This is a genomic window from Rhizobium aethiopicum, from assembly GCF_900094625.1.
In the GTDB taxonomy this organism is placed as follows: Bacteria; Pseudomonadota; Alphaproteobacteria; order Rhizobiales; family Rhizobiaceae; genus Rhizobium; species Rhizobium aethiopicum.
On sequence record NZ_FMAJ01000002.1, the window covers coordinates 172,425 to 192,777 of the forward strand.

20 protein-coding genes are annotated in these 20,353 nt (G+C 60.9%); 6 read left to right on the top strand and 14 right to left on the bottom strand.

Annotated elements, in window-relative coordinates; translation table 11 throughout:
* The first annotated feature begins 8 nt into the window (after positions 1–8).
* The 3 genes from GA0061105_RS05130 (at position 9) to GA0061105_RS05140 (ending at position 2,904) form a co-directional block, all read left to right on the top strand.
* Positions 9–1,289 carry a cytochrome b gene (locus tag GA0061105_RS05130; RefSeq protein WP_064695850.1) on the top strand — a complete coding sequence of 427 codons (1,281 nt, stop codon included), beginning with the start codon at positions 9–11 and terminating at the stop codon, positions 1,287–1,289.
* Between the two features lie 25 nt (positions 1,290–1,314).
* A complete protein-coding gene (locus GA0061105_RS05135) occupies positions 1,315–2,196 on the top strand; it encodes a cytochrome c1 (protein ID WP_064695851.1) in 882 nt (293 codons plus the stop codon).
* A gap of 165 nt (positions 2,197–2,361) precedes the next feature.
* On the top strand, positions 2,362–2,904 hold the full coding sequence (locus tag GA0061105_RS05140) for an adenine phosphoribosyltransferase (RefSeq protein WP_064695852.1): 543 nt from the start codon (positions 2,362–2,364) through the stop codon (positions 2,902–2,904).
* A 16-nt stretch (positions 2,905–2,920) separates the two neighbouring features.
* Here GA0061105_RS05140 and GA0061105_RS05145 read toward each other — a convergent pair whose 3' ends face one another.
* Together GA0061105_RS05145 and GA0061105_RS05150 are read right to left on the bottom strand one after the other, a co-directional pair.
* Positions 2,921–3,388, bottom strand: a complete 468-nt coding sequence (locus GA0061105_RS05145; protein ID WP_064695853.1) for a MaoC family dehydratase — start codon at positions 3,386–3,388, stop codon at positions 2,921–2,923.
* Positions 3,385–3,876 (bottom strand): MaoC family dehydratase, encoded by a 492-nt coding sequence (locus GA0061105_RS05150; RefSeq protein WP_092748525.1) that lies wholly within the window; start codon positions 3,874–3,876, stop codon positions 3,385–3,387. The genes GA0061105_RS05145 and GA0061105_RS05150 overlap by 4 nt, the downstream gene beginning before the upstream one ends.
* Positions 3,877–4,067: 191 nt before the next feature.
* Here GA0061105_RS05150 and GA0061105_RS05155 point away from each other — a divergent pair, with 191 nt between their 5' ends.
* Positions 4,068–5,150, top strand: coding sequence for a hypothetical protein (locus GA0061105_RS05155; protein WP_092748527.1), 1,083 nt, complete (start codon positions 4,068–4,070; stop codon positions 5,148–5,150).
* Between the two features lie 16 nt (positions 5,151–5,166).
* Here GA0061105_RS05155 and ychF read toward each other — a convergent pair whose 3' ends face one another.
* Complete coding sequence (gene ychF / locus GA0061105_RS05160; protein WP_064695856.1) at positions 5,167–6,270, bottom strand: redox-regulated ATPase YchF; 1,104 nt, start codon at positions 6,268–6,270, stop codon at positions 5,167–5,169.
* Between the two features lie 301 nt (positions 6,271–6,571).
* Between ychF and clpS the strand changes: the two genes are divergently transcribed.
* A complete protein-coding gene (gene clpS / locus GA0061105_RS05165; RefSeq protein ID WP_064695951.1) occupies positions 6,572–6,883 on the top strand; it encodes an ATP-dependent Clp protease adapter ClpS in 312 nt (103 codons plus the stop codon).
* Positions 6,884–6,894: 11 nt separating this feature from the next.
* On the opposite strand, the gene GA0061105_RS05170 is transcribed toward clpS, so the two are convergent.
* The 5 genes from GA0061105_RS05170 to GA0061105_RS05190 all read right to left on the bottom strand — a co-directional run bounded on the left by GA0061105_RS05170 (position 6,895) and on the right by GA0061105_RS05190 (position 12,109).
* A complete protein-coding gene (locus GA0061105_RS05170; RefSeq protein ID WP_425348751.1) occupies positions 6,895–7,347 on the bottom strand; it encodes a GNAT family N-acetyltransferase in 453 nt (150 codons plus the stop codon).
* A gap of 5 nt (positions 7,348–7,352) precedes the next feature.
* Positions 7,353–8,084, bottom strand: a complete 732-nt coding sequence (gene pth / locus GA0061105_RS05175; RefSeq protein ID WP_064695858.1) for an aminoacyl-tRNA hydrolase — start codon at positions 8,082–8,084, stop codon at positions 7,353–7,355.
* 89 nt (positions 8,085–8,173) lie between these two features.
* Positions 8,174–8,887: a substrate-binding periplasmic protein gene (locus GA0061105_RS05180; RefSeq protein ID WP_092748529.1), complete on the bottom strand. Its 714-nt coding sequence runs from the start codon at positions 8,885–8,887 to the stop codon at positions 8,174–8,176.
* A gap of 23 nt (positions 8,888–8,910) precedes the next feature.
* Complete coding sequence (locus GA0061105_RS05185) at positions 8,911–11,262, bottom strand: EAL domain-containing protein (RefSeq protein WP_092748531.1); 2,352 nt, start codon at positions 11,260–11,262, stop codon at positions 8,911–8,913.
* 232 nt (positions 11,263–11,494) lie between these two features.
* On the bottom strand, positions 11,495–12,109 hold the full coding sequence (locus GA0061105_RS05190; protein WP_092748533.1) for a 50S ribosomal protein L25/general stress protein Ctc: 615 nt from the start codon (positions 12,107–12,109) through the stop codon (positions 11,495–11,497).
* Positions 12,110–12,510: 401 nt separating this feature from the next.
* Here GA0061105_RS05190 and GA0061105_RS05195 point away from each other — a divergent pair, with 401 nt between their 5' ends.
* On the top strand, positions 12,511–14,046 hold the full coding sequence (locus tag GA0061105_RS05195; RefSeq protein ID WP_092748535.1) for a hypothetical protein: 1,536 nt from the start codon (positions 12,511–12,513) through the stop codon (positions 14,044–14,046).
* Between the two features lie 233 nt (positions 14,047–14,279).
* On the opposite strand, the gene GA0061105_RS05200 is transcribed toward GA0061105_RS05195, so the two are convergent.
* The 6 genes from GA0061105_RS05200 to lgt form a co-directional block, all read right to left on the bottom strand.
* Positions 14,280–15,212 (bottom strand): ribose-phosphate pyrophosphokinase, encoded by a 933-nt coding sequence (locus GA0061105_RS05200; RefSeq protein ID WP_064695863.1) that lies wholly within the window; start codon positions 15,210–15,212, stop codon positions 14,280–14,282.
* Positions 15,213–15,317: 105 nt separating this feature from the next.
* Positions 15,318–16,139 carry a hypothetical protein gene (locus GA0061105_RS05205; protein ID WP_092748537.1) on the bottom strand — a complete coding sequence of 274 codons (822 nt, stop codon included), beginning with the start codon at positions 16,137–16,139 and terminating at the stop codon, positions 15,318–15,320.
* 102 nt (positions 16,140–16,241) lie between these two features.
* Positions 16,242–17,393, bottom strand: a complete 1,152-nt coding sequence (locus GA0061105_RS05210; protein ID WP_092748539.1) for a M24 family metallopeptidase — start codon at positions 17,391–17,393, stop codon at positions 16,242–16,244.
* Positions 17,394–17,398: 5 nt separating this feature from the next.
* A complete protein-coding gene (gene pgeF, locus GA0061105_RS05215; RefSeq protein ID WP_092748541.1) occupies positions 17,399–18,193 on the bottom strand; it encodes a peptidoglycan editing factor PgeF in 795 nt (264 codons plus the stop codon).
* 111 nt (positions 18,194–18,304) lie between these two features.
* Complete coding sequence (locus GA0061105_RS05220) at positions 18,305–19,405, bottom strand: class I SAM-dependent methyltransferase (RefSeq protein WP_092748543.1); 1,101 nt, start codon at positions 19,403–19,405, stop codon at positions 18,305–18,307.
* A gap of 19 nt (positions 19,406–19,424) precedes the next feature.
* Positions 19,425–20,273 (bottom strand): prolipoprotein diacylglyceryl transferase, encoded by an 849-nt coding sequence (lgt, locus tag GA0061105_RS05225; RefSeq protein ID WP_092748545.1) that lies wholly within the window; start codon positions 20,271–20,273, stop codon positions 19,425–19,427.
* Between the last annotated feature and the right edge of the window lie 80 nt (positions 20,274–20,353).

Below are 20,353 nucleotides of genomic sequence, written 5' to 3' on the forward strand. Positions count from 1 at the left end.
ACTGATTCATGAGTGGCCATTCCAGCTACGAACCATCAACCGGCTTCGAGAAATGGGTCGATGCGCGCCTGCCGCTGCCGCGCATGGTCTATGACAGCTTCGTGGCATATCCGGTTCCGAGAAACCTGAACTATGCCTATACTTTTGGCGCCATGCTCTCCGTCATGCTGATCGTGCAGATCCTGACGGGCATCGTGCTCGCCATGCATTACGCCGCAGACACGACGATCGCCTTCAACTCCGTTGAAAAGATCATGCGCGACGTTAATCACGGCTGGCTGCTGCGCTACATGCATGCCAACGGCGCATCCTTCTTCTTCGTCGCCGTCTACCTGCACATCGCTCGCGGCCTCTATTACGGTTCCTACAAGGCGCCGCGCGAAATCCTCTGGATCCTCGGCGTCGTCATCTACCTGCTGATGATGGCGACCGGCTTCATGGGCTACGTGCTGCCCTGGGGCCAGATGTCCTTCTGGGGCGCGACCGTCATCACTGGCTTCTTCTCGGCCTTCCCGATGATCGGCGAATCGCTCCAGCAGTTCCTGCTCGGCGGCTTTGCCGTCGAACAGCCGACGCTGAACCGCTTCTTCTCGCTGCACTACCTGCTGCCCTTCATGATCGCCGGCGTCGTCGTCCTGCATATCTGGGCGCTGCACGTCACCGGGCAGACGAACCCGACGGGCGTCGAGGTCAAGACGAAGACGGACACCGTGAGGTTCACGCCCTATGCGACGATGAAGGATGCGCTCGGCGTTTCGGTCTTCCTGCTCGTCTATGCCTATTTCGTCTTCTACATGCCGAACTTCCTCGGCCATGCCGACAACTATATCCCGGCCGACCCGTTGAAGACGCCGGCCCACATCGTTCCGGAATGGTACTTCCTGCCCTTCTACGCAATGCTGCGTTCGATCACCTTCAATATCGGGCCGATCGACTCCAAGCTCGGCGGCGTGCTCGTGATGTTCGGCGCGATCATCGTGCTGTTCTTCCTGCCCTGGCTCGATACCTCGAAGGTTCGCTCCGCGGTCTACCGTCCCTGGTACAAGCTGTTCTTCTGGCTGTTCGTGATCAATGCGATCATCCTCGGCTGGCTCGGCTCGCAGCCGGCGGAAGGGAGCTTCGTCATCATCTCGCAGATCTGCACGCTCCTCTACTTCGCTTTCTTCCTGGTTGCCATGCCGGTGCTCGGCCTCGTCGAGACGCCGCGCCGCATCCCGAACTCGATCACCGAAGCGGTGCTCGAGAAGCGCAACAAGACAGCTGCCACCAGTGCAGCGGCCAATGCGTAAGCGCGCGACGGAAGGGAACAGAAACATGAAAACGCTTGTTGCAAGCATACTCTCGCTCGCTGTGATTGCCGGTCTGAGCGGCGCGGCTCTGGCCGAAGAGCCGGGTCCTGCCGGTGCGGCTCCGGCCCATCACGCGGAAGGCGAGACGCCGCATTATCCGCTGAAGCATCCGAAGCAGCAGGATTGGAGTTTTGCCGGTCCCTTCGGCCATTACGACAAAGGCCAGCTCCAGCGCGGCCTCAAGGTTTACACCGAAGTCTGTGCAGCCTGCCATTCGATGAAGCTCGTGCCTTTCCGCACGCTCGGCGAACTCGGCTATTCCGAGGCGCAGGTGAAGGCCTTTGCGGCGAATTACGAGGTTCAGGACGGTCCCGACGCGAGTGGCGAGATGTTTACCCGCAAGGCGGTTCCTTCGGATTACTTCCCGTCGCCTTTCCCCAATGCCGAAGCCGCTGCTGCTTCCAACAATGGCGCCGCTCCGCCCGATTTTTCGCTAATCGCCAAGGCCCGTGCAGTCGAGCGCGGCTTTCCGCAATTCGTTTTCGACATGTTCACGCAGTATCAGGAAAGCGGCCCCGACTACATCTATTCGCTGCTGACCGGCTATGAAGAGCCACCGGCCGGCGCCAAGATAGCGCAGGGCGCGCATTACAACCCGTATTTCAACGCCGCTGACGTGCTCGCTATGCCGAAGCCGCTCTCCGACGGCCAGGTGACCTATGACGACGGCGCGCCGGCGACCGTCGACCAGTATTCCAAGGACGTCACAGCTTTCCTGATGTGGGCCGCCGAGCCGCATCTGGAGGAGCGCAAGCGCACCGGCTTCATGGTCATGGTCTTCCTGGCGATCTTCACCGTGCTGATCTATCTGACGAAGCGCTCGGTCTACGCCAGCAAGGAGCATTAAGCGTTCCTTGCCTGAATTGGAAAGGCGGCTTGCGAGCCGCCTTTTTTGTTGCCTGCCGCTTTGCACTATCCTGGCCGCCAATCCCTTCGGAAAACCGCTTACACTTTAAGGCTTCATGATCTAGGGTGCGGGCCGTTTCATGCCCTCGCAGAAAATGGACTTTCCATGAACAACACGCTTTCGGAGCTCGCAGCCAGCATCCGTTCCATTCCCGACTATCCCAAGCCCGGCATCATTTTCCGCGACATCACCACGCTGCTCGGCAATCCCCGCGCTTTCCGTCGGGCGGTCGACGAACTCGTGCAGCCCTATGCGGGCCTGAAGATCGACAAGATCGCCGGCATGGAGGCACGCGGCTTCATTCTCGGCGGTGCGGTGGCGCACCAGCTTTCCTCCGGCTTCGTGCCGATCCGCAAGAAGGGCAAGCTACCGCATGACACCGTGCGCATCGCCTACAGCCTCGAATATGGGGTCGATGAGATGGAGATGCATCGTGATGCGGTCGAGCCCGGCGAGAAGGTGATCCTGGTAGATGATCTCATCGCCACCGGCGGCACAGCCGTCGGGGCTACGAAGCTTTTGCGCCAGATGGGCGCAGAAGTGGTCGGCGCCTGCTTCGTCATCGACCTGCCCGACCTTGGCGGCCGCAGAAAGCTGGAAGAGCTCGGCGTCGCAGTGCACACGCTGGTCGAGTTCTCCGGGCACTGAGCCACTGCGGCCGGCGTCAGTCGAACTCGAGGACGCTGCTTTCGAAGCGCATGACGGGATGGCCGTTCTGATTGACGCCTTCGCAGAGGATGGTGTTGAGGTGCCAGCCCGGCCGCGATGCGAGCGGCCGGCTGGAGAGGAAGGCGACGGAATAGGCGACGACGTCGCCAGCAAAGACCGGCCGCAGCCATTGCAGCTTCTGGAAACCGGGCGAGGGGCCGAGATTCGGCGCCGTTAGTCCTTTTTCGGCGAGAACGATGCTTTGCCTTTGCCAAAAGGCGAGGAAGGTCCGCATCCAGGCGGCCGTGGTGTGCCATCCCGAGGCGCAGAGGCCGCCGAAGAGGGTTTCTTTCGCCGCTTGCTTGTCGACATGAAAAGGCTGGGGATCGTAGCGTCTGGCAAAGCGGATGATGTTTTCCTCGGTGAAGGTGTAGCTGCCGATCTCGGCTTTCTCGCCGACTGCGTAAAGTTCGGACATTCTCATGCTGACAGCTCCGAGCTGATATTGGCTTTCTCCGGAGGGAGGCGCATTCGGATCATCACGGAATTCTCCGACAGGCAAACGAGTTCGCCGCGCTGGTTTTCCACTGCGTGACGGAATTTGACAATGCCCATGCCGGGGCGCGAGCGCATCGGTCGGGCTTCGAGCACGGTCGAGTGGCCGCCCAATGTGTCGCCCGCCAATACCGGCTTTCGCCATTCCATGAGATCGATTCCCGGCGCGCCCTCGCATAGCGCGTTCAGGATGTAGCTGTCGGCCATCATGCGCATGAGCATCGAAGAGGTGTGCCAGCCGGAAGCGGCGAGCCCGCCGAGGATGCTGTCGCGGCCGGCAGCCTCGTCGAGATGCATCGGCTGGGGGTCGAATTCGGTGGCAAATTCGATGATTTCCTGGGTGCGCACCAGCTTCGGACCGAGGGTAAAGCGGCGACCGGGCTGGAAATCCTCGAAAGACAGCTTCTCTGCCGGCATTCTCTCCTCCGCCATATGCAGCGCACTATGGTTACAATAGCATCCGCCCGTGCTCAATGAGTGCGGGGATACAAAAGGGTTGCCCGGTATGTGTCGATAGCTGGGGCAGCGGCCGGCGGTGAAGGCAAGTAAATCAGCTCTATGCGCTTTGTTCAGACATCTCACTAAACAGCAGCGGGAGATAAACCGATATGACGGAACTGAGGTCCATACTTGACGAGGCGGCGCGCCAGGGGCTGATTTCGTCGGAAGCGGGCGGGCGGCTTTTGCCGTTTCTGATCGAGCGCGGCGTGTCAGTTGTTGAGACGCAAAAGGCAGCCGCTGTCGAGGAGCAAGCATGGTCGGATAGGGAGACGCCGCGCTTCGTGCGCGGGTTCCACGATGTGCTGATCACCATCGGCGTCATCGTAGCGCTCGGCGGGCTCTGGGGGCTGTCGGCGCTCTATGCCGTGCCCGTTGCCATCATCGTACTTTCGGAGGTACTGGTGCGCCGCCAGCGGCTCGCTTTGCCGGCGGTCAGCCTGACGATCGCGCTGTTCTGCTGGACATTTTTGCTGATGTCCCATTTCTTTCCGCCGTGGGCGCCGACCTCTCGATCCTTCGGAGCGGAGGTGACGCAATTCGTCGCCGGCTTCCCGATCATTCTTGGGACCTACTATGCCCGCTACCGCGTGCCGCTGTCGCTGGCGCTCTGCATCATGTCGGCCCTCGCTTTCGTCCTCACCCTGTTTTTGCGCCTGGTGCAGTGGGCAAGCGGCAATCCGACATTTTTCCTCGATCACCCAGTTGTGCTCGCGCTGGTCTCCCTCATCTGCGCGCTAGGGGTATTTGCAATGGCGCTCTATTTCGATCTCGGCGACCGGCTGCGGCGGACAACGCGTTCGGACATTGCGTTCTGGCTGCATCTCGGGGCGGCGCCGGCGCTGCTCTACAGCACCGTTTCCCTGCTATCGTTCGGTGGAGACGTCCGGATCTTTGATGTAGGAAACATGTCGTCGCAGACACCCGCAGTTGTGGCGACAGTCGCGGCCCTGATGCTGATCGGCCTCGTCATCGACCGCCGCGCTTTCGTCACCTCGGGGTTGCTGTCGCTGGGCGCTGCAATCTTCAGCGTCGTGCGGGCGGGAGATGCGACTGTCGATACATACATCTTCACGACGCTGATCATTGTCGGTGCTATTGTATTGATCATCGGAACGGGCTGGATGCCGCTTCGGCGGCTGGTGCTCAAGGCACTGCCTCCGGGGATCGCAAACAGGCTGCCGCCCGGTTAAGGCGGCAGCGCTCTATTTAGGTGTTGAAGCGGAAGTGGATGACGTCGCCGTCCTGGACGACATATTCCTTGCCTTCGTCGCGGGCCTTGCCGGCATCCTTGGCGCCGACTTCGCCGTTGTACTTGATGTAATCGTCATAGGCGATGGTGTTGGCGCGGATGAAGCCGCGTTCGAAATCGGAGTGGATGACGCCGGCGGCCTGTGGCGCCTTGGTGCCGCGCTCGATCGTCCAGGCGCGCGTTTCCTTCGGGCCGACAGTGAAATAGGTGATGAGGTGGAGCAGCTTGTAGCCGGCGCGGATCAGCCGGTCGAGGCCCGCCTCGTCGAGGTCGAGGGCGGAGAGAAATTCCTTAGCTTCCTCTTCGGCGAGCTGAGCGACCTCAGCTTCGATTGCCGCCGAAATGATGACGGTTTCGGCGCCTTGTTCCTTCGCCATGGCGGCAACCGCGGCGGTGAATTCGTTGCCTGTGGAGGCGTCGCCTTCGGCGACGTTGCAGACATAGAGCACCGGATGCGAGGTGAGGAGGTTGAGCCCCTTAAGGATGATAATCTCGTCGGGGGCGAGCTTAGACAGCAGCGTGCGAACCGGCTTGCCCTCGTTGAGGAGCTTCAGCGAGGCTTCCATGATCGGCAGCATTGCCATGGAATCCTTATCCTTGCCGGTGGCGCGCTTGCGCGTCTGCTCGGTGCGGCGCTCAAGGCTCTCGAGATCGGCGAGCATCAGCTCGGTCTCGATCGTCTCGGCATCGGCGACCGGATTGATGCGGCCCTCGACATGGGTGATGTCGCTGTCTTCGAAGCAACGCAGCACATGTACGATCGCATCGACTTCGCGGATATTGGCGAGAAACTGGTTGCCGAGGCCTTCGCCCTTCGAGGCGCCGCGGACGAGGCCGGCGATGTCGACGAAGGAGATGCGGGTCGGGATCAGTTCCTTGGACTTGGCGATGTCGGCCAGCTTGCGCATGCGCGGATCGGGCACGGCGACTTCGCCGGTATTTGGCTCGATAGTGCAGAACGGGTAATTGGCCGCCTGTGCGGCCGCCGTCTTCGTGAGCGCGTTGAAGAGGGTCGATTTGCCGACGTTCGGCAGACCGACGATGCCGCATTTGAAGCCCATGGCTTTATCCATATCTATTGGTAACTTTGCCCTGCCTATGCGGGAATGGCCGGCTCGGGTCAAGGGTTTGCGGCACGAATCGAAAAAGCATCGAGGCGCGAACGGCGATCCAGGCCGTAAGTTGGCCTCGTCATATTTGCCGCGTTCGATGGGAATCGGGTGCAGTGATTTAAGAGAAGCGATGGTACCTTCTGCTGTCCATTGCGACATTTACGTCATTGAACTGCCGTGCTGACGGTGCAATATATTCTCTGCGGATGTTTCTTCCGCCTTTTCATGTCATCAACGGGTGGATTTTCCGATGAGTGACAATGACGTTGCCCTGAAACCGAAGACCAAGGTGAAGCCGAAGCTGGATAAGCCGAAGCTCTACAAGGTCATCCTTGTCAATGACGATTATACGCCGCGCGAATTCGTCATCGTGATCCTGAAGGCCGTGTTCCGAATGAGCGAGGAGACGGGCTATCGGGTGATGATGACGGCGCACAAGCTCGGCTCCTGCGTGGTCGTGGTCTGCGCCAAGGATATCGCCGAGACCAAGGCCAAGGAGGGCATCGACCTCGCAAAGGAGATGGGCTTTCCGCTGATGTTCACCACCGAGCCCGAGGAATAGGTCCTCTGATCTCAGGCTCGGCGGATCTGATAACCGGTCTTGTCCTGCAGGAAGCCGCAATTTTCGTAGAAGCGCAGCGTCGCCGGGTTTTTCGAGCCGGTCAGCAGCATCACCTTGTAGCAACCGGCTTTCCAGGCCTCAGTCACGGCACGGTTGATGACAGCGCCGGCGTAGCCATGCCGGCGATAATCGGCATGGGTGACGACGTTTTCGATGAGCGCATAGGAGGCGCCGTTCCGCGTCAGATTTGGGATGACGACCAGCGTGGCGGTCGCGGCAGCGAAATCGCCGGTAAAGCCGATGAATAGGGTCATGCCGGGCTGAGCGAGCATGGCGGAGAAGCGCTCCTCGGCTGTGGTCCGGTCTAGTATCGGATCGGCAGGATTCAAATGTTCGTAAAGAGTGGTCAATCCCGGAAGATCGCCGGCGGCGGCCGGACGGATGGTAAAGTCCTGGCCCCGCATCCGTCTTATTCCCCCTTGTTGCCGAACATCTTCTTCAGCATGTCCGCCATCGGGCCGCTGGTCGGCAGCTTCGGCTGATTGTTGTTGCGGGCCTGGCGGATATGCGACTGGCCGGCCGGCTTCTTCTCGCTGTCCTTGCTTTCCTTCCTCGGCTTCTCCTCTTCGGCCTTGCCGCCGAGCGCGAGCGCGATCTTGTTCATCAGCTGCGAATCCTCGTTCCGCACCAGCATATCGGCATTGTCGGCCAGCGTATCGAGAAGCGGCTCCAGCCAGGCTTTATCGGCCTTGGCGAAATCGCCGAGCACATGGTTCTGCACCATTTCCTTGACGCCGGGATGGCCGATGCCGAGCCGCAGCCGCCGGTATTCCTTGCCGCAGTGGGCGTCCAGCGACCTGATGCCGTTGTGGCCACCATGGCCGCCGCCGGTTTTCAGCCGCGCCTTGCCCGGCAGCAGGTCGAGTTCGTCATAAATCGCGACGAGGTCGGTGGGCTGGAGTTTGTAGAACCGCATCGCCTCGCCGACCGCCTCGCCGGAGAGGTTCATGAAGGTCTGCGGTTTGATCAACAGCACCTTGCCGCCGCCAAGTTCGCCTTCGGCGATCTCGGCCTTGAATTTCTTCGACCAGGGCGAAAAGCTGTGGCGCCGATGAATGGCGTCGACGGCCATAAAGCCGATATTGTGGCGATTGCCGGCGTATTTGCCGCCGGGATTGCCGAGACCCGCGATGATCAGCACGGCTTGTCGTCCTCGCTTGAGCGTTTCCGACTTCACCACCCAAAAACGAAGGCAAAGTCAAGCTTAATTGGCGAGCCGCGACGACCGCATCATTCCGACAGGCTCATGCCGTATTTCAGAAAGATCTGTTTCTGGTCGCCATCGGCGATCAGCTTGTCGAGGGCATCCTGCATCTTGACGCGCAGATCCTCCGGAAAGCTCTTCTCGCAGGCGATGCCCATCGGTTGCGAGGAAAGCACGGTTACGATCTCCACCGGCTGATCGGCCTTCAATTTTTCGAAATAGAGTTCGGAGATCGGCATCATGTCGATGCGCCCGCCGAGCAGCTTGCGCAGCGTCGCGTTGAAGTCACTGGCGACATCGAGCTTGGTGAAACCGTTCTCCTTCAGTATCGTCTCTGTGTAATCTTCACGCTGGGTGCCGATCGTGTATTTCTTCGCCTCTTCGAGATTGCCGGCTGTGACGCCCGAGCCCTTGCGGGTGATCAGGATATTGCGGTCGATGAGCAGCGGCTCCACCCATTTGAACAGAGGATCGCGCGCTCCATTATGGGCGGTCGCGAAGACGCAGGTCATCGGTGCTGTGCGGGCAAGGCTGAAAGCGCGCGCCCAAGGCATGATCTCGATCGTATAGTCGACGCCGATCGCGGCCATCACCTTTTCGACCTGCTCGACGGTCGCGCCCTTTATCTCCTTGCCATCGCGATAGTTGAAGGGGGCATAGTCCTCGGTTGTGAAGGTCACCGTTTGCGCGTGGGCGGCGCAGGGCAGCGCCAGCCATGCGAGAAGCAGGAGCTTTTTCATCGTGTCGTCTCCTTCGTTCTTCGTTACGAGGCGCGTGCGACGGCAGATTGAGGGGCCATCAATTCCTCGATGAGCGCGGCTGCGTGCTGCGGACGATGGAAGAGATAGCCCTGGCCGTAGTCCAGGCCCATCTGGTGAAGCGTGCGGCATTCCTCTTCCGTCTCGATGCCCTCGGCAATGACGGTGCAGTTCATCTTGTGGGACAGGGTAGTGATACTTTCGATCAGCATGCGGCTCTTCTGGCGTACGTCGTCGTCGCCGTCGTTGATCGCGCGGGTGAAGGACTGGTCGATCTTGATGATGTCAACAGGGAAACGGTTGAGGTAGCTCAGTGACGAATAGCCGGTGCCGAAATCGTCGAGCGCGATGCGGCAGCCGAAGCGACGAAGCTCTGTGACGATCATGCGAATCTGGGGGTTGTCGTGCATCAGCACGGCTTCGGTGATTTCGACGACGATGCGCTCGGGGCGGATGCCGTTGCGACCGACGATCGCGGCAAGACGGGCCGGCAGCGCCGGGTCGAACTGCAGCGGCGAGAAGTTGATGGCGAGGTAGGTATCTTGCATTCCCGATATGCGAGAGATTTTCGCAAGATTGGAGATTGCCTTTTCCATGATGACGTTGCCGACGCGAACGATCTTGCCCGTCTCCTCGGCGACGTTGATAATCTCGGCCGGCGGCATCAGACCCTTCTGCGGATGGCTGAGGCGCATCAGCGCTTCGAAACCGGCGATGCCGCGGCCGTTCAGGTTGACGATCGGCTGCAGGAAAGCTTCGAACCAATTGTCGACGAGACCGGATTCGATATTGGCCTCGATTTCGGCGCGGCTTCGGGCGCGGTCGAGCATCGCGCTGTCGAAGAGCTGCGCGCCATTCTTACCGTCACGTTTCTTGGCATACATGGCCATATCGGACTTCTGCAGCAGCTCGGCCGCGGTCGCGGCGTGATGAGGGTAGATGGCGATGCCGATCGAAGCGCTCAGATGCATGTCCGGGGCGAATGGTGTTTCGAAGATTGAGGCGATCTGTTCACACATCGCCGCGGCACGCCTTTCGGCGTCCTTCGCCGGCAGCAGGATGGCGAATTCGTCGCCACCGAGACGGGCGGCTTCATCGGAAGGGGCAAGATGGCTCTTGAGGCGCCCGACGAGCTCGATCAGCGCCGTGTCGCCGGCGGCATGCCCCATATTGTCATTGATCCACTTGAAGCGGTCGAGATCGACGAAGAGGCAGGCGAGTTCCTGGCCGGCGGCGTCGGCGGCAGCGATCTTGTTATCGAGCACCGCTTCGAAACCCTGGCGGTTGAGGAGACCGGTCAGATGGTCGGTAATTGCCTGGCGATGGTTGCGGTCCTCCGAAGCCTTCAGCTCGGTCACATCGGTCATGACGGACAGCGAGAGGCGATCGTGAGCGCCGGCGCCGGCCTCCGATTCCATGATGAGGACGTCCATGGTGCGGCCATCCAGGCAGACGAATTTGACGGTGACCGTCATGCCGTGTTCGGCCTGGCGGCGCTTGACGAATTTGTCGCGGCTGTTTGACGTGACCAAATCTGCGAAATTACGGCCGATCACGTCGGCGCGACTATAACCGGTGGCAAGCAGCCAATAGTCGCTGACGGCGGTGATGCGGTCCTCCTCATCGAGCGAGAAGAGCATGGCGGGCGTCAGATTGTAGATATCGGTGGCGCGGCGATGGGCGAGCTTCAGCTCCTTCTCCTCGCTTTCGAGCTTGGTTTGCATCTCGTTGAAGCTGCGTGCAAGCCGCCCCATCTCGTCGTTCGACTGCCAGTCGACATGATGGCGGGAGCCGAGCTGCCGGGTGGCTTCGATTGCTGCCGTCAGACGCATCAGCGGCTGGATGACGAAAAATCGGTTGCCGATCAACGCAGTGCCGAAAACGGTGAGAACCGCGAAGATGAAGATCGAAATGAAGACGACCTCTTCCTGCTTCAGGCCGGAAAACAATCCGAGAGCGGGATAGTAGACGCTGATGCTGCCGAGGTTCTTCGGACCGTCGACTGTGTTGTAGATGATGGCGCGCGAGACCTGCACGAGGTCGCCGTCAAAGGAACGCGGAATGGTGGATTGGCTGACGTCGAGCTGCCCCGACTGATCACGCACCTCCACCTTGACGATGGCCCCTTGAGAGACAACCGTCGCGCTGATCTGAGTGACGCTTTCCTCATCGAGATCCCAGAGCGGTTTTGCCAGGGCTTGAGCGTTGGCGACAAGAAGAACAGAGATATGATCGCGTATTTCCTTGTCGGCTCGTTCCGAGGAAAGAAAAAGGAAGAGAACAAAAAGCGGAGCGACAAAAACAAGCAGCGCTCCGCAAACAATCCCAAAAAACCTGTTCTCAACGGAATTGTTCATGGTTCCGTCTACTCCCCCAGGCCGGCCATATTTGCTGTCACGCGTTCAGGCCGGCTTCTTCGCAGCTGACGGCACATGCTTTCACGAATATGTTAAATGTTGCTGAAACGGAGGCTTGGCGTTCAACGAAAAGCCCGCCTTCCCCAGTGAACTGCCCCGAAAGTTGGACGACAACCTTCGGGGGCCAGTTCAGGGGAAGACGGGCCATATGCTTTACAATTGGTCGAAGCGATCAGGCTTCGGCTTCGCCTTCAGCCTCGGCGGCGCTCTCGTCGACACCGGCAGCAGGAGCGACGATGGTCGCGATCGTGAAGTCGCGGTCGATGACCGGGGTCACGCCCTTCGGCAGGGTGACTTCCGAAATATGGATGCTGTCGCCGATCTTCTTGCCGCTAAGGTCAATGTCGAAGAATTCCGGGATCGCGTCGGCCGGGCAGTGAACTTCAACTTGATGGCGGACGATGTTCAAAACGCCGCCGACCTTGAGGCCCGGGGACTTCGCTTCATTGGTGAAGTGAACCGGGATTTCGACGCTCACCTGGGTGTTAGCGGAGACGCGCAGGAAATCGACATGCATCGTGAAATCACGAACCGGGTCGAGCTGGTAGTCCTTCGGCAGAACCTTGTACTTCCTGCCGTCGACTTCGATCGTTGCCACGGTGGTCATGAAGCCACCGGCGTGAATGCGCTTCGTCACCTCATTGGTGTTGAGAGCGATGGCAATGGGGGCCTGCTTGTCACCATAGATGACAGCGGGAATCAAACCGTTGCGGCGAAGTTCACGGGCGGACCCCTTACCAACCCGTTCGCGCGCCTCGGCCTTGAGCTCGTAAGTTTCCTGGCTCATGGCTATTCCTTTCGAGGTTATTTGGAGAGTTCGGCGGCGGCCAGAAGCCTTGTGCCAGCGAACTGGAGGCGGGTTTCCCCATCCTCATCCGCGTTGCCTCCAAGGGTGTCTACGCGGACCGGTGGCCTATATTATAAGTCGCTCGGAAACGCAAGTTGCCGATTGCTGCGGTTTTTAGGTGATATACAGGGCTTTCGCCCCGGCGCTCAATTGTCGAGTCCTGGCAACCTTCCGAGATCGCATCCGCCCTCCGGTCTCAATGCGAATCCCCTTAAATCAGTCGCGATCTGCGCCTGTTCGAAAGCAAATTTGTCAGTGCCTGCCGCCACTTGGCTTGACATCGGCGCGCTTCGCATCTTTGGATGGCCGCAATCAAAAAGCGGCTGAGGAGAAACCAGACTATGCGTCTTAAACTTGTCACGGCAACGAGCATGCTTGCCCTTTGCCTTTTTACTGCGGCCGAAAGCGCGGAGATCAACCAGGACGGCGCCAATGCGGTCAAGGAGACTCTGACCAAGCTGCTTCCCGATGATCTAGCGAAGAGCGGCTTTATCACCGTCAATCCGGCCGGCACACGCTACGAGATCATCTACGATCTGGCGAAGCTGCTCACGAAAGTCGATCCGGCGACCTTCACGATCAACGGGCTGACCCCGTTCTCGACTTTCGCCACGCCGCTCGACAACGGGCTTTGGAACATCGAAGGCAACGACAGTTTCAACGTCTCCGGCCATTTCAAAGATCCGGATCAGAAAAAGACGGATTTCACCTATTCCATCGCTTCGATGGTGTATAGCGGTGTTTTCGACCCCGCAATCAGCTATCTGCGCTCCGGCACCTTCGCGGTCAAGGATGTCAAGATCGCCAGCAAGTCCGAAACCGAGGAAGTTCATGCCAGCATCGCCGGCATGGACCAGAAGCTGAGTTCGACGGACAGCGCAGGCGGCAATGGACGTATCGATTTTGTCGGCAGCGCCTCGATGTCCGGCTTCGTCGAGCAGGTTTCCGGCTTGCAGATGCCACCCATCGAAATTCGTGCCGGCTCGATCAACGTCGATGCCAAGGTGAATGGCCTTCCGGCCAAGCAGATTCGGGAGATGGTTTTCTTCGTGCTCGACCATCTCGACGAGAAGGAATTGAGTCCTGAAAACAGCGACAAGATAAAGGCAATAGCAAAGGACGCCTTCCCGCTGCTGACTTTGTTCAGCGAGACGATTGCGGTCAACGATCTCACGATCGGCAGCGAGATGGGTAAGGGCGGCGCCAAGGCATTCGGCTATAACCTCGCGATCGACGGGCCGAGCGACGCCATGCGTTTCGGCTTCGGCATGAACGCGCAGGAGATCAGCCTCGACACGCCGCTAATGCCGGCAAACTACGCGAGCTTCATGCCGACCAACTTCGATTTTCAGCTCGCAGTTCCGAACCTGGATTTCGCAAGCTTCGGTGACGCCGTCATGGCGGTGGATTTCAACGCTGAAGCGCCAGAAAAGACCGGCGAGGAGATGGCGAAGAAGCTCTTCCGCGACGGCCGGCTTGCCGTCGAGTTCCCCAGGATCAGCGCCAAATCCGCGGTCTATGACTTCGATATGACGGGCAAGATCGAAGGCCGGGTCGACACCGAAAAGGACTATTCGATGGAGGCGACGATCCTTGCCCGCGATCTCGACAAGACGATCGCGGCGGTTCAGGAGCTTGCCAAGACTGATCCCGATCTCAACCAGGTCTCCTTCGGCATCATGATGGTGAAGGGCTTCGCCAAGACCGATCCCGACGGCCGTTCGCGCTGGGATATCAGCGTCAGCCGCGATGGTTCCGTGGCGGTCAATGGCCAGCAGATCAAGGGACCGGACGGTCCGGAGGATCAGGGGCTGGAGCCGGACCAGGAATCGGATCAAGGTCAGGAGGCGGAGCCTGCGCCGCCGCAGCAGCCCTGAGTGGTTTCAATTGGAATCAGAAATGAAAGAGGCCGGCCTTGTGCCGGCCTCTTTGCGTCTGACGTCACGCTGCGTCAGCGAGACCAATGTTCGGCACGACGGCTTATTCCGGCTCCAGGAGCGCGGGTTAGCGACCAATTGAGGGCCAACCATGATGCGCCTCGCCGGTATGCCCGATGGTACTGGTTCATCTAATGCGGAAATTGAAAGAGCCGGTCGAATGCCGGCTCATTTTAATCGAAGAGGCTGGAGACGGACTCTTCCTGGCTCGTCCGGCTGATCGCTTCGCCGATCAGCGGGGCCGTGGTGACGATGCGGATATTGTGCGCAGAAAGGACCGCTGTGGTCGGCTGGATCGAATCCGTGATCACGAGTTCGCGCAGTTTAGAGGAGGTGACGCGGGTGACCGCGCCGCCGGAGAGAACACCGTGAGTAATATAGGCGGTGACGCTCGATGCGCCCTTGGCCAGCATCGCATCGGCGGCGTTGCAGAGCGTGCCGCCGGAATCGACGATGTCGTCGATCAGCAGACAGTCCTTGCCGGTAACGTCGCCGATGATGTTCATGACTTCGGAATCACCAGGTCGATCGCGACGCTTGTCGACGATGGCAAGCAGACAGTCCAGGCGCTTGGCTAGCGCGCGGGCACGCACGACGCCACCGACATCAGGCGAGACGACCATGACGTTGCTGAGGTCATAGTGGCTCTTGATGTCGCGCGTCAGCACGGGCAGGGCGAAAAGGTTGTCTGTGGGTATGTCGAAGAAGCCCTGGATCTGACCCGCGTGGAGGTCGAGCGTCATGACGCGGTCGGCCCCAGCTTCGGTGATGAGATTTGCCACCAGCTTGGCGGAGATCGGCGTGCGGCCGGAAGCGCGCCGGTCCTGGCGGGCATAACCGAAATAAGGAAGCACGGCAGTGATGCGGCGGGCCGATGAACGACGCATCGCGTCGATCATGATCAGCAGTTCCATCAGATGGTCATTGGCAGGAAAGGATGTAGGCTGGACGAGGAAAACGTCCTCACCGCGCACATTTTCCTGGATTTCGACGAAGATTTCCTGATCGGCAAACCTTCGGACACTGGCTCTCCCCAAGGGAACGTTGAGATAGTTGCAGATCGCTTCGGCGAGTTGCCGGTTCGAATTGCCTGCGAAAACCTTCATGTTGGTCCGCCTGTTATGCGCTGATAGCCGCGCTTTTTAGTCAGCTTCCCCGTGAATGCAAGGGCAAAGGCGCCACAGAGTTTCATATTTGCAAAAAGTTTGTGACTAACCGCCCCGAGTTTGGCGCCAGGAGGTGAATTCCCCGATGGTTTTTGATGCGATCTGCTGCATCACTGAAGCCGGAACCCCCGTCCAGGGATCGGCTGCGGCCGTCGGTACGCTTTCCTGCCCCTGGATGCGGTGCATGCGGGCGCCGCCGCTGTCGAGAACATCCCAGACATAGACCACGGTTACCTTGCCGTCGTCGCTGAAGGCAGAGAGATAACCCTTGAGGATGTAATCGCTGCTCGTGTCGTTCGAGCTCTTGATGGAAAGGCCGTGTGCGCGCGCCTCGGCGCCGAGCTGGCGCGAGAGCGGAGTCACGGCCTGCACCGGCGCCCCGATGATCGGCAGGAAGCGCACCGTGTTACCGCGTGCAGAAGAGGCGCCGGGGGTGAGGGCGGCGGTCTGCTGCGGCTGCTGCGTGTCGGGCCGCTGGCCGGATTGTGTCGGAGACCCAGCGCCGGCGGTAGCCGGCGGCAGCGCCTGTCCCTCGATCGGGGCGGAGGCGGCGGGCGAGGAGGCGTTCCTCGACAGGGCGTCTGCCTGCTCCTGCATGGTGGTCGGCGGGGCACCGCTGCCGGGCCGATAGGTTCTCTGCGATTGATCATAGGCCGGATGATAGCCACTCGGCTGCGCGCTTCCGGCGAAAACCGGCTGGCGGGCGCCCGCCAGACGTTCTGCCTCGCCTTGCGTCACTGGGCTTGACGGCGGGGCCCCGGAGGAATCGCCGATGCCGACTTGCGGCGTCAGCGCGTCGGTGGTGTTGCAGGCGGTCAGCAGAGCCATGACGAACAGCAGCGTGGGCACAGTCGCAGCTCGCGTCATCCCGTGATCCGTCCTTCCCACAATCGTATCAGCCCACCCGGATTTATGGGGGCGGGGGCGGCCCTCTGTCAATTCCGGATTCTCACCGGTCAATCCCGGTCTTCAAAGACCGATGAAATCGAGCGAATGACGGGAAAGTGCATGCGGCGCGTCCGCTGTCGTCAGATAGGTCTGTCCGAGCGTCATCGCCGTGCCCGTGTCGGAATCGGCAATGATCATGTGCACGAAGAGCGACATGTTCGGCTCGATCGGCTGCGGATTGCCGACATGGAACATCTGGTGCTCCATCCAGGAGGGCGAGAAGCGGGCGCCGAGCGAATAACCGCAGGCATTCAGCCGGTGGCGGGCAAGGCCGCGCTCGTCCATGATCCTGGCATGCATGTCGAACACGTCGCCGAAGGTGTGACCGGGCTTCAGCACGGTCTCTATCGCCTCGATGGTTTCGCGGCAGGCATTGTAGAGCTCACGGTGGCGTTGCATCGGCTCGCCGATGACGATCGTGCGCATCATGGCGGCGTGATAATGCGCGTAAGTGCCGGCCCATTCCAGCGTCAGCTGGTCGTTGGCGTCAAGCTTGCGGCGGCCGGCCTTGTAGCGGCAGAGCAGGGCATCGGCGCCGGAGCCGATGATGAACTCGTTGGCGGGATAGTCGCCGCCGCCGGAAAAGACCGCACCCTGCATGGCGGCGAGGATCTCGGCCTCGTCGGCGCCCGGTTTCGTCAGCCGGATTGCGGCGTCGAGGGCGTCGTCGGCGAGATCGGCGGCACGTTCGACATAGGCAACCTCTGTCGGGCTCTTGACGAGGCGCAGGCGGCTGACGAGGTAGGAGGCGTCGACGATCTGGCCGAAGGTGGTCAATTGCGCGTCGAGCAGGCGAGCGACGCGGCCGGTCATGCCGTGCGTATCATACTCGACGCCGATGCGTGCGCCGAGCAGGTCCATCTCGACCATGAGGTTCTTCAGGTCGAGCGTCGGATCGGCATTGACCCTGTCGACCCAGATATGGACGTCGTCGAGAATCGAGGTGTGCTTGGCCTGGCGAAGATCGGCCGAGCGGGTGATCAGCGCCATGGTGCCGTCGCTCTTGACGATCAGCGTCTGGAAGAAGCAGTAGCCGAAAGTGTCGTAGCCGGTCAGCCAGTACATGCTTTCCTGAGCGAAGAGCAGCAGGGCGTCGAGCTTTTCTTCCTTCATCTTCTCGGTGAGACGCGCAAGCCGGCTAGCGAACTCGGCCTTTTCGAAGTGCAATGCCATTCTGCTCAAGTCTCCCTGATTGATATCGCTGAAATCTGGCGGCCGTAATCCGGCTCTTTACGATGTGTCGTCCGCCGATAGGAAAAGAAGCGTTCGCTATCGGGATAGGTGCAGAGGCCGAGGCTTTCGGCGCGCACGCCGGTCCGGATCAGTCTGTCGAGCGTCAGCGCCGGCAGATCGAACATCGCGTGGCCGGGCGTTGCGGAGGGCCTGAAAAAGCGTTCGTAGCGGGGATTTTCGCTGACGAAGCGATCGACGAATTCCGGTCCGACCTCGTAACTTGCTTGACTGATCGAGGGGCCGAGGCAGGCGACGATGCTGTCGCGGCTGGCGCCCAGCGCTTCCATGGCGGCGATGGTGTTTTCGAGCACGCCGGTCAGCGCCCCCTTCCAGCCGGCATGGGCGGCGCCGATGACGCGACTTTCGGGGTCGGCAAAGAGGATCGGGCCGCAATCGGCGGCCAGCACGCCAAGCGCAATGCCAGGAACCGCAGTCACCATCGCATCCGCATCGGGGCGGGCGCCGTCGTAATCGGCGCCGATCGCTACCACGTCGGGCGAATGCACCTGATGAACGGTTGCCAGCCGCTCGAGCGGCAGATCGAACCAGGCGGCGACACGGCGGCGGTTTTCGATGACATTGCCGCGCTCGTCGCCGGAGCCGAGGCCAACATTCAGGCCGCGATAAATCCCTTCGGAAACGCCGCCGGCCCGGGTGAAATAACCGTGGCGGATGGTGCCGCCCGTCGCTTCGTTCAGCAGCGCGCTTTCGATCGGTGCGGGAGAGGCCGCGTCCTGCATCTGTGATTCCGGGGTTTTCAAAGGGGTTGTATCATCCCGCGCGCATCGCACCGGCGGCGCGCGTCAAGTTTTTGCTTCGCGGGGAATGTTGGCCCAGCCGCGTGCGCCCTGTCAATCCACCGGACGAAAGGGCATGAGATCGACGGCGGGGTGGGAGACCGCGATGACCTTGAAGAGTTCGCCCATCCGGCCTTCACCAGCGCCGGCAAGCCTGTCGACCGCCGTCTGTATGACCTGCTGTGTCTGCGGCTCGCGGTCTTTTCCGAGGGCGGCGGCGCGCTCGAGGATGCCGAGGCCGGTCAGGAAATCGCCCTGGTGCAGGGCACCGTTCAGATGAAGTCCGGCTGCGAGCGCCGTTTCGGCGAGCTGCTGGAAATCGACATGGCTCGTCAAGTCGGCTTCGCCGGGATGCGCGAGCGGCGGGTCGAATTCATGCATGCGCACGGCCTGCAGCGTGTCGCCAAAACCGGTGACGAGGTGGCCGTAGTCGATCGCGAGCGCCGTGCCGCCGAAGGCAAGCAGCCGCTCGCAGATCGCCATCATCACGGCTTGGCGGGCGGGCGAGATCTCGAAGAGCGTGCCGAGCGGCAGGTTCTGCACCAGTTCGGGCAGCAGCGCCGGATCAAGGCCAGCGACGCCGGCGGCGAAGGTCAGCTCGCCGTTGGCATCGAGCCCGACCATTCGCTCGCGAAAACCGGTCTGGGTGCGGATGAACTGGCGGATCGGAATCGCGTCGAACAACTCATTGGCGGCAATGAGGGTAAAGCCCGACGGCACCTCGTCGAAGCCGTCGTGCCAGGCGGTCTTTTCGCCAAAGGACTCGAGTGTCTGACTCTGGACGTCGCGCAGGCGCTCGCTGGTTTCGACGAGATGCACGCTCATCGTATCGAAAAGCGGCGGTGCGATGCGTGCGATGACACGCAGCATGTCCGCCATCATCGTGCCGCGGCCCGGACCGATCTCGACCAGGCGGACGCTGGCTGGGGTGCCGTGGCGCTGCCAGGCATGGACGATGAAGACGCCGATCATCTCGCCGAATATCTGGCTGACTTCGGGCGCGGTGACGAAATCGCCTGCGCGGCCGAAGGGCTCGCGGGTGCGGTAATAGCCGTGCTCGGGGTCGGCGAGGCAGAGCGAGAAATAGTCGGTGACGCTGATAGGGCCGTTGGCCTGGATGATTGCCTTGATCTTTTCGCCTAAAGCGGTGGTCATGTCGCGCCTCCTGCCTTTGTCAGAGCTGCGGCGCAGCCTGGCGGCGGGCTCTGAGGATCGCCCAGAGGCCGAGCAGGATCATCGGAGAGGAGAGGACCATCCCCATGGTAAGCCAGTTGGTGCCGAGGAGATAGCCGAGCTGGGCGTCCGGCTCGCGGAAGAACTCGACGAAGATGCGCGACAGCGCATAACCGCAGACGAAAACGCCGGTGATGAAGCCGGGGCTTTTCAATGCGCGCATGCCGTAGACGAGGGCGGCCAGCACCAGCAGCAGGACGATGCCTTCGAGGCCGGCCTCGTAGAGTTGGCTCGGATGGCGGGCGAAGGGACCGCCGGTCGGGAAGACCACGGCCCAGGGCACGTCGGTCAACCGGCCCCAGAGCTCGCCATTGATGAAATTGGCGATGCGGCCGAAGAACAGGCCGAAGGGAACGACGGCGGCGACGATGTCGAACAGGCTCCAGATCGGGATGGCATGGCGGCGGGCAAAGATGATCATGGCGATCGTCGTGCCGGTCAGGCCGCCGTGGAAGGACATGCCGCCGTTCCAGATCTGGACCGCGCGGATGGGATCGCGCAGGACGGCAGAGAGGTCATAGAAGAAGATATAACCGAGACGGCCACCGAGGACGACGCCGAGGGCTGCCCAGACGATGAAATCGTCGACCTGCGTCTTCGTTATCGGCGATGTATTGCCCGGCCAGAGACTGTCATTGGCGGCGAGGCGGCGCGCATAGGCCCAGCCGAGCAGGATGCCGGCGACGTAAGCCAGACCGTACCAGTGAATCGCCAACGGACCGAGCGAAAAAGCGATCGGATCGATGTCAGGGAAAGGCATGATGGCAAGGAGATTGGCTGCTGTCGGCAAGGTTTTCCCATCCGTTGAGGTCGGCGGAACATGCCGCCGCGATCCCGGACGGTCAAGTGCATTGTTCGTGATCGCTCGTC

Bases quoted from the DNA above. Each gene is read 5' to 3' on its own strand.
- GA0061105_RS05170 (WP_425348751.1), bottom strand. From the start codon at position 7,347: ATGCGGGGCCAGGACTTTACCATCCGTCCGGCCGCCGCCGGCGATCTT.
- GA0061105_RS05155 (WP_092748527.1), top strand. From the start codon at position 4,068: ATGACGGAACTGAGGTCCATACTTGACGAGGCGGCGCGCCAGGGGCTG.
- GA0061105_RS05185 (WP_092748531.1), bottom strand. From the start codon at position 11,262: ATGAACAATTCCGTTGAGAACAGGTTTTTTGGGATTGTTTGCGGAGCG.
- GA0061105_RS05200 (WP_064695863.1), bottom strand. From the start codon at position 15,212: ATGAAGGTTTTCGCAGGCAATTCGAACCGGCAACTCGCCGAAGCGATC.
- ychF (WP_064695856.1), bottom strand. From the start codon at position 6,270: ATGGGCTTCAAATGCGGCATCGTCGGTCTGCCGAACGTCGGCAAATCG.
- GA0061105_RS05195 (WP_092748535.1), top strand. From the start codon at position 12,511: ATGCGTCTTAAACTTGTCACGGCAACGAGCATGCTTGCCCTTTGCCTT.
- GA0061105_RS05180 (WP_092748529.1), bottom strand. From the start codon at position 8,887: ATGAAAAAGCTCCTGCTTCTCGCATGGCTGGCGCTGCCCTGCGCCGCC.
- GA0061105_RS05150 (WP_092748525.1), bottom strand. From the start codon at position 3,876: ATGCCGGCAGAGAAGCTGTCTTTCGAGGATTTCCAGCCCGGTCGCCGC.
- GA0061105_RS05145 (WP_064695853.1), bottom strand. From the start codon at position 3,388: ATGAGAATGTCCGAACTTTACGCAGTCGGCGAGAAAGCCGAGATCGGC.
- pgeF (WP_092748541.1), bottom strand. From the start codon at position 18,193: ATGCAGGACGCGGCCTCTCCCGCACCGATCGAAAGCGCGCTGCTGAAC.
- GA0061105_RS05135 (WP_064695851.1), top strand. From the start codon at position 1,315: ATGAAAACGCTTGTTGCAAGCATACTCTCGCTCGCTGTGATTGCCGGT.
- GA0061105_RS05210 (WP_092748539.1), bottom strand. From the start codon at position 17,393: ATGGCATTGCACTTCGAAAAGGCCGAGTTCGCTAGCCGGCTTGCGCGT.
- GA0061105_RS05130 (WP_064695850.1), top strand. From the start codon at position 9: ATGAGTGGCCATTCCAGCTACGAACCATCAACCGGCTTCGAGAAATGG.
- clpS (WP_064695951.1), top strand. From the start codon at position 6,572: ATGAGTGACAATGACGTTGCCCTGAAACCGAAGACCAAGGTGAAGCCG.
- GA0061105_RS05205 (WP_092748537.1), bottom strand. From the start codon at position 16,139: ATGACGCGAGCTGCGACTGTGCCCACGCTGCTGTTCGTCATGGCTCTG.
- GA0061105_RS05140 (WP_064695852.1), top strand. From the start codon at position 2,362: ATGAACAACACGCTTTCGGAGCTCGCAGCCAGCATCCGTTCCATTCCC.
- GA0061105_RS05220 (WP_092748543.1), bottom strand. From the start codon at position 19,405: ATGACCACCGCTTTAGGCGAAAAGATCAAGGCAATCATCCAGGCCAAC.
- GA0061105_RS05190 (WP_092748533.1), bottom strand. From the start codon at position 12,109: ATGAGCCAGGAAACTTACGAGCTCAAGGCCGAGGCGCGCGAACGGGTT.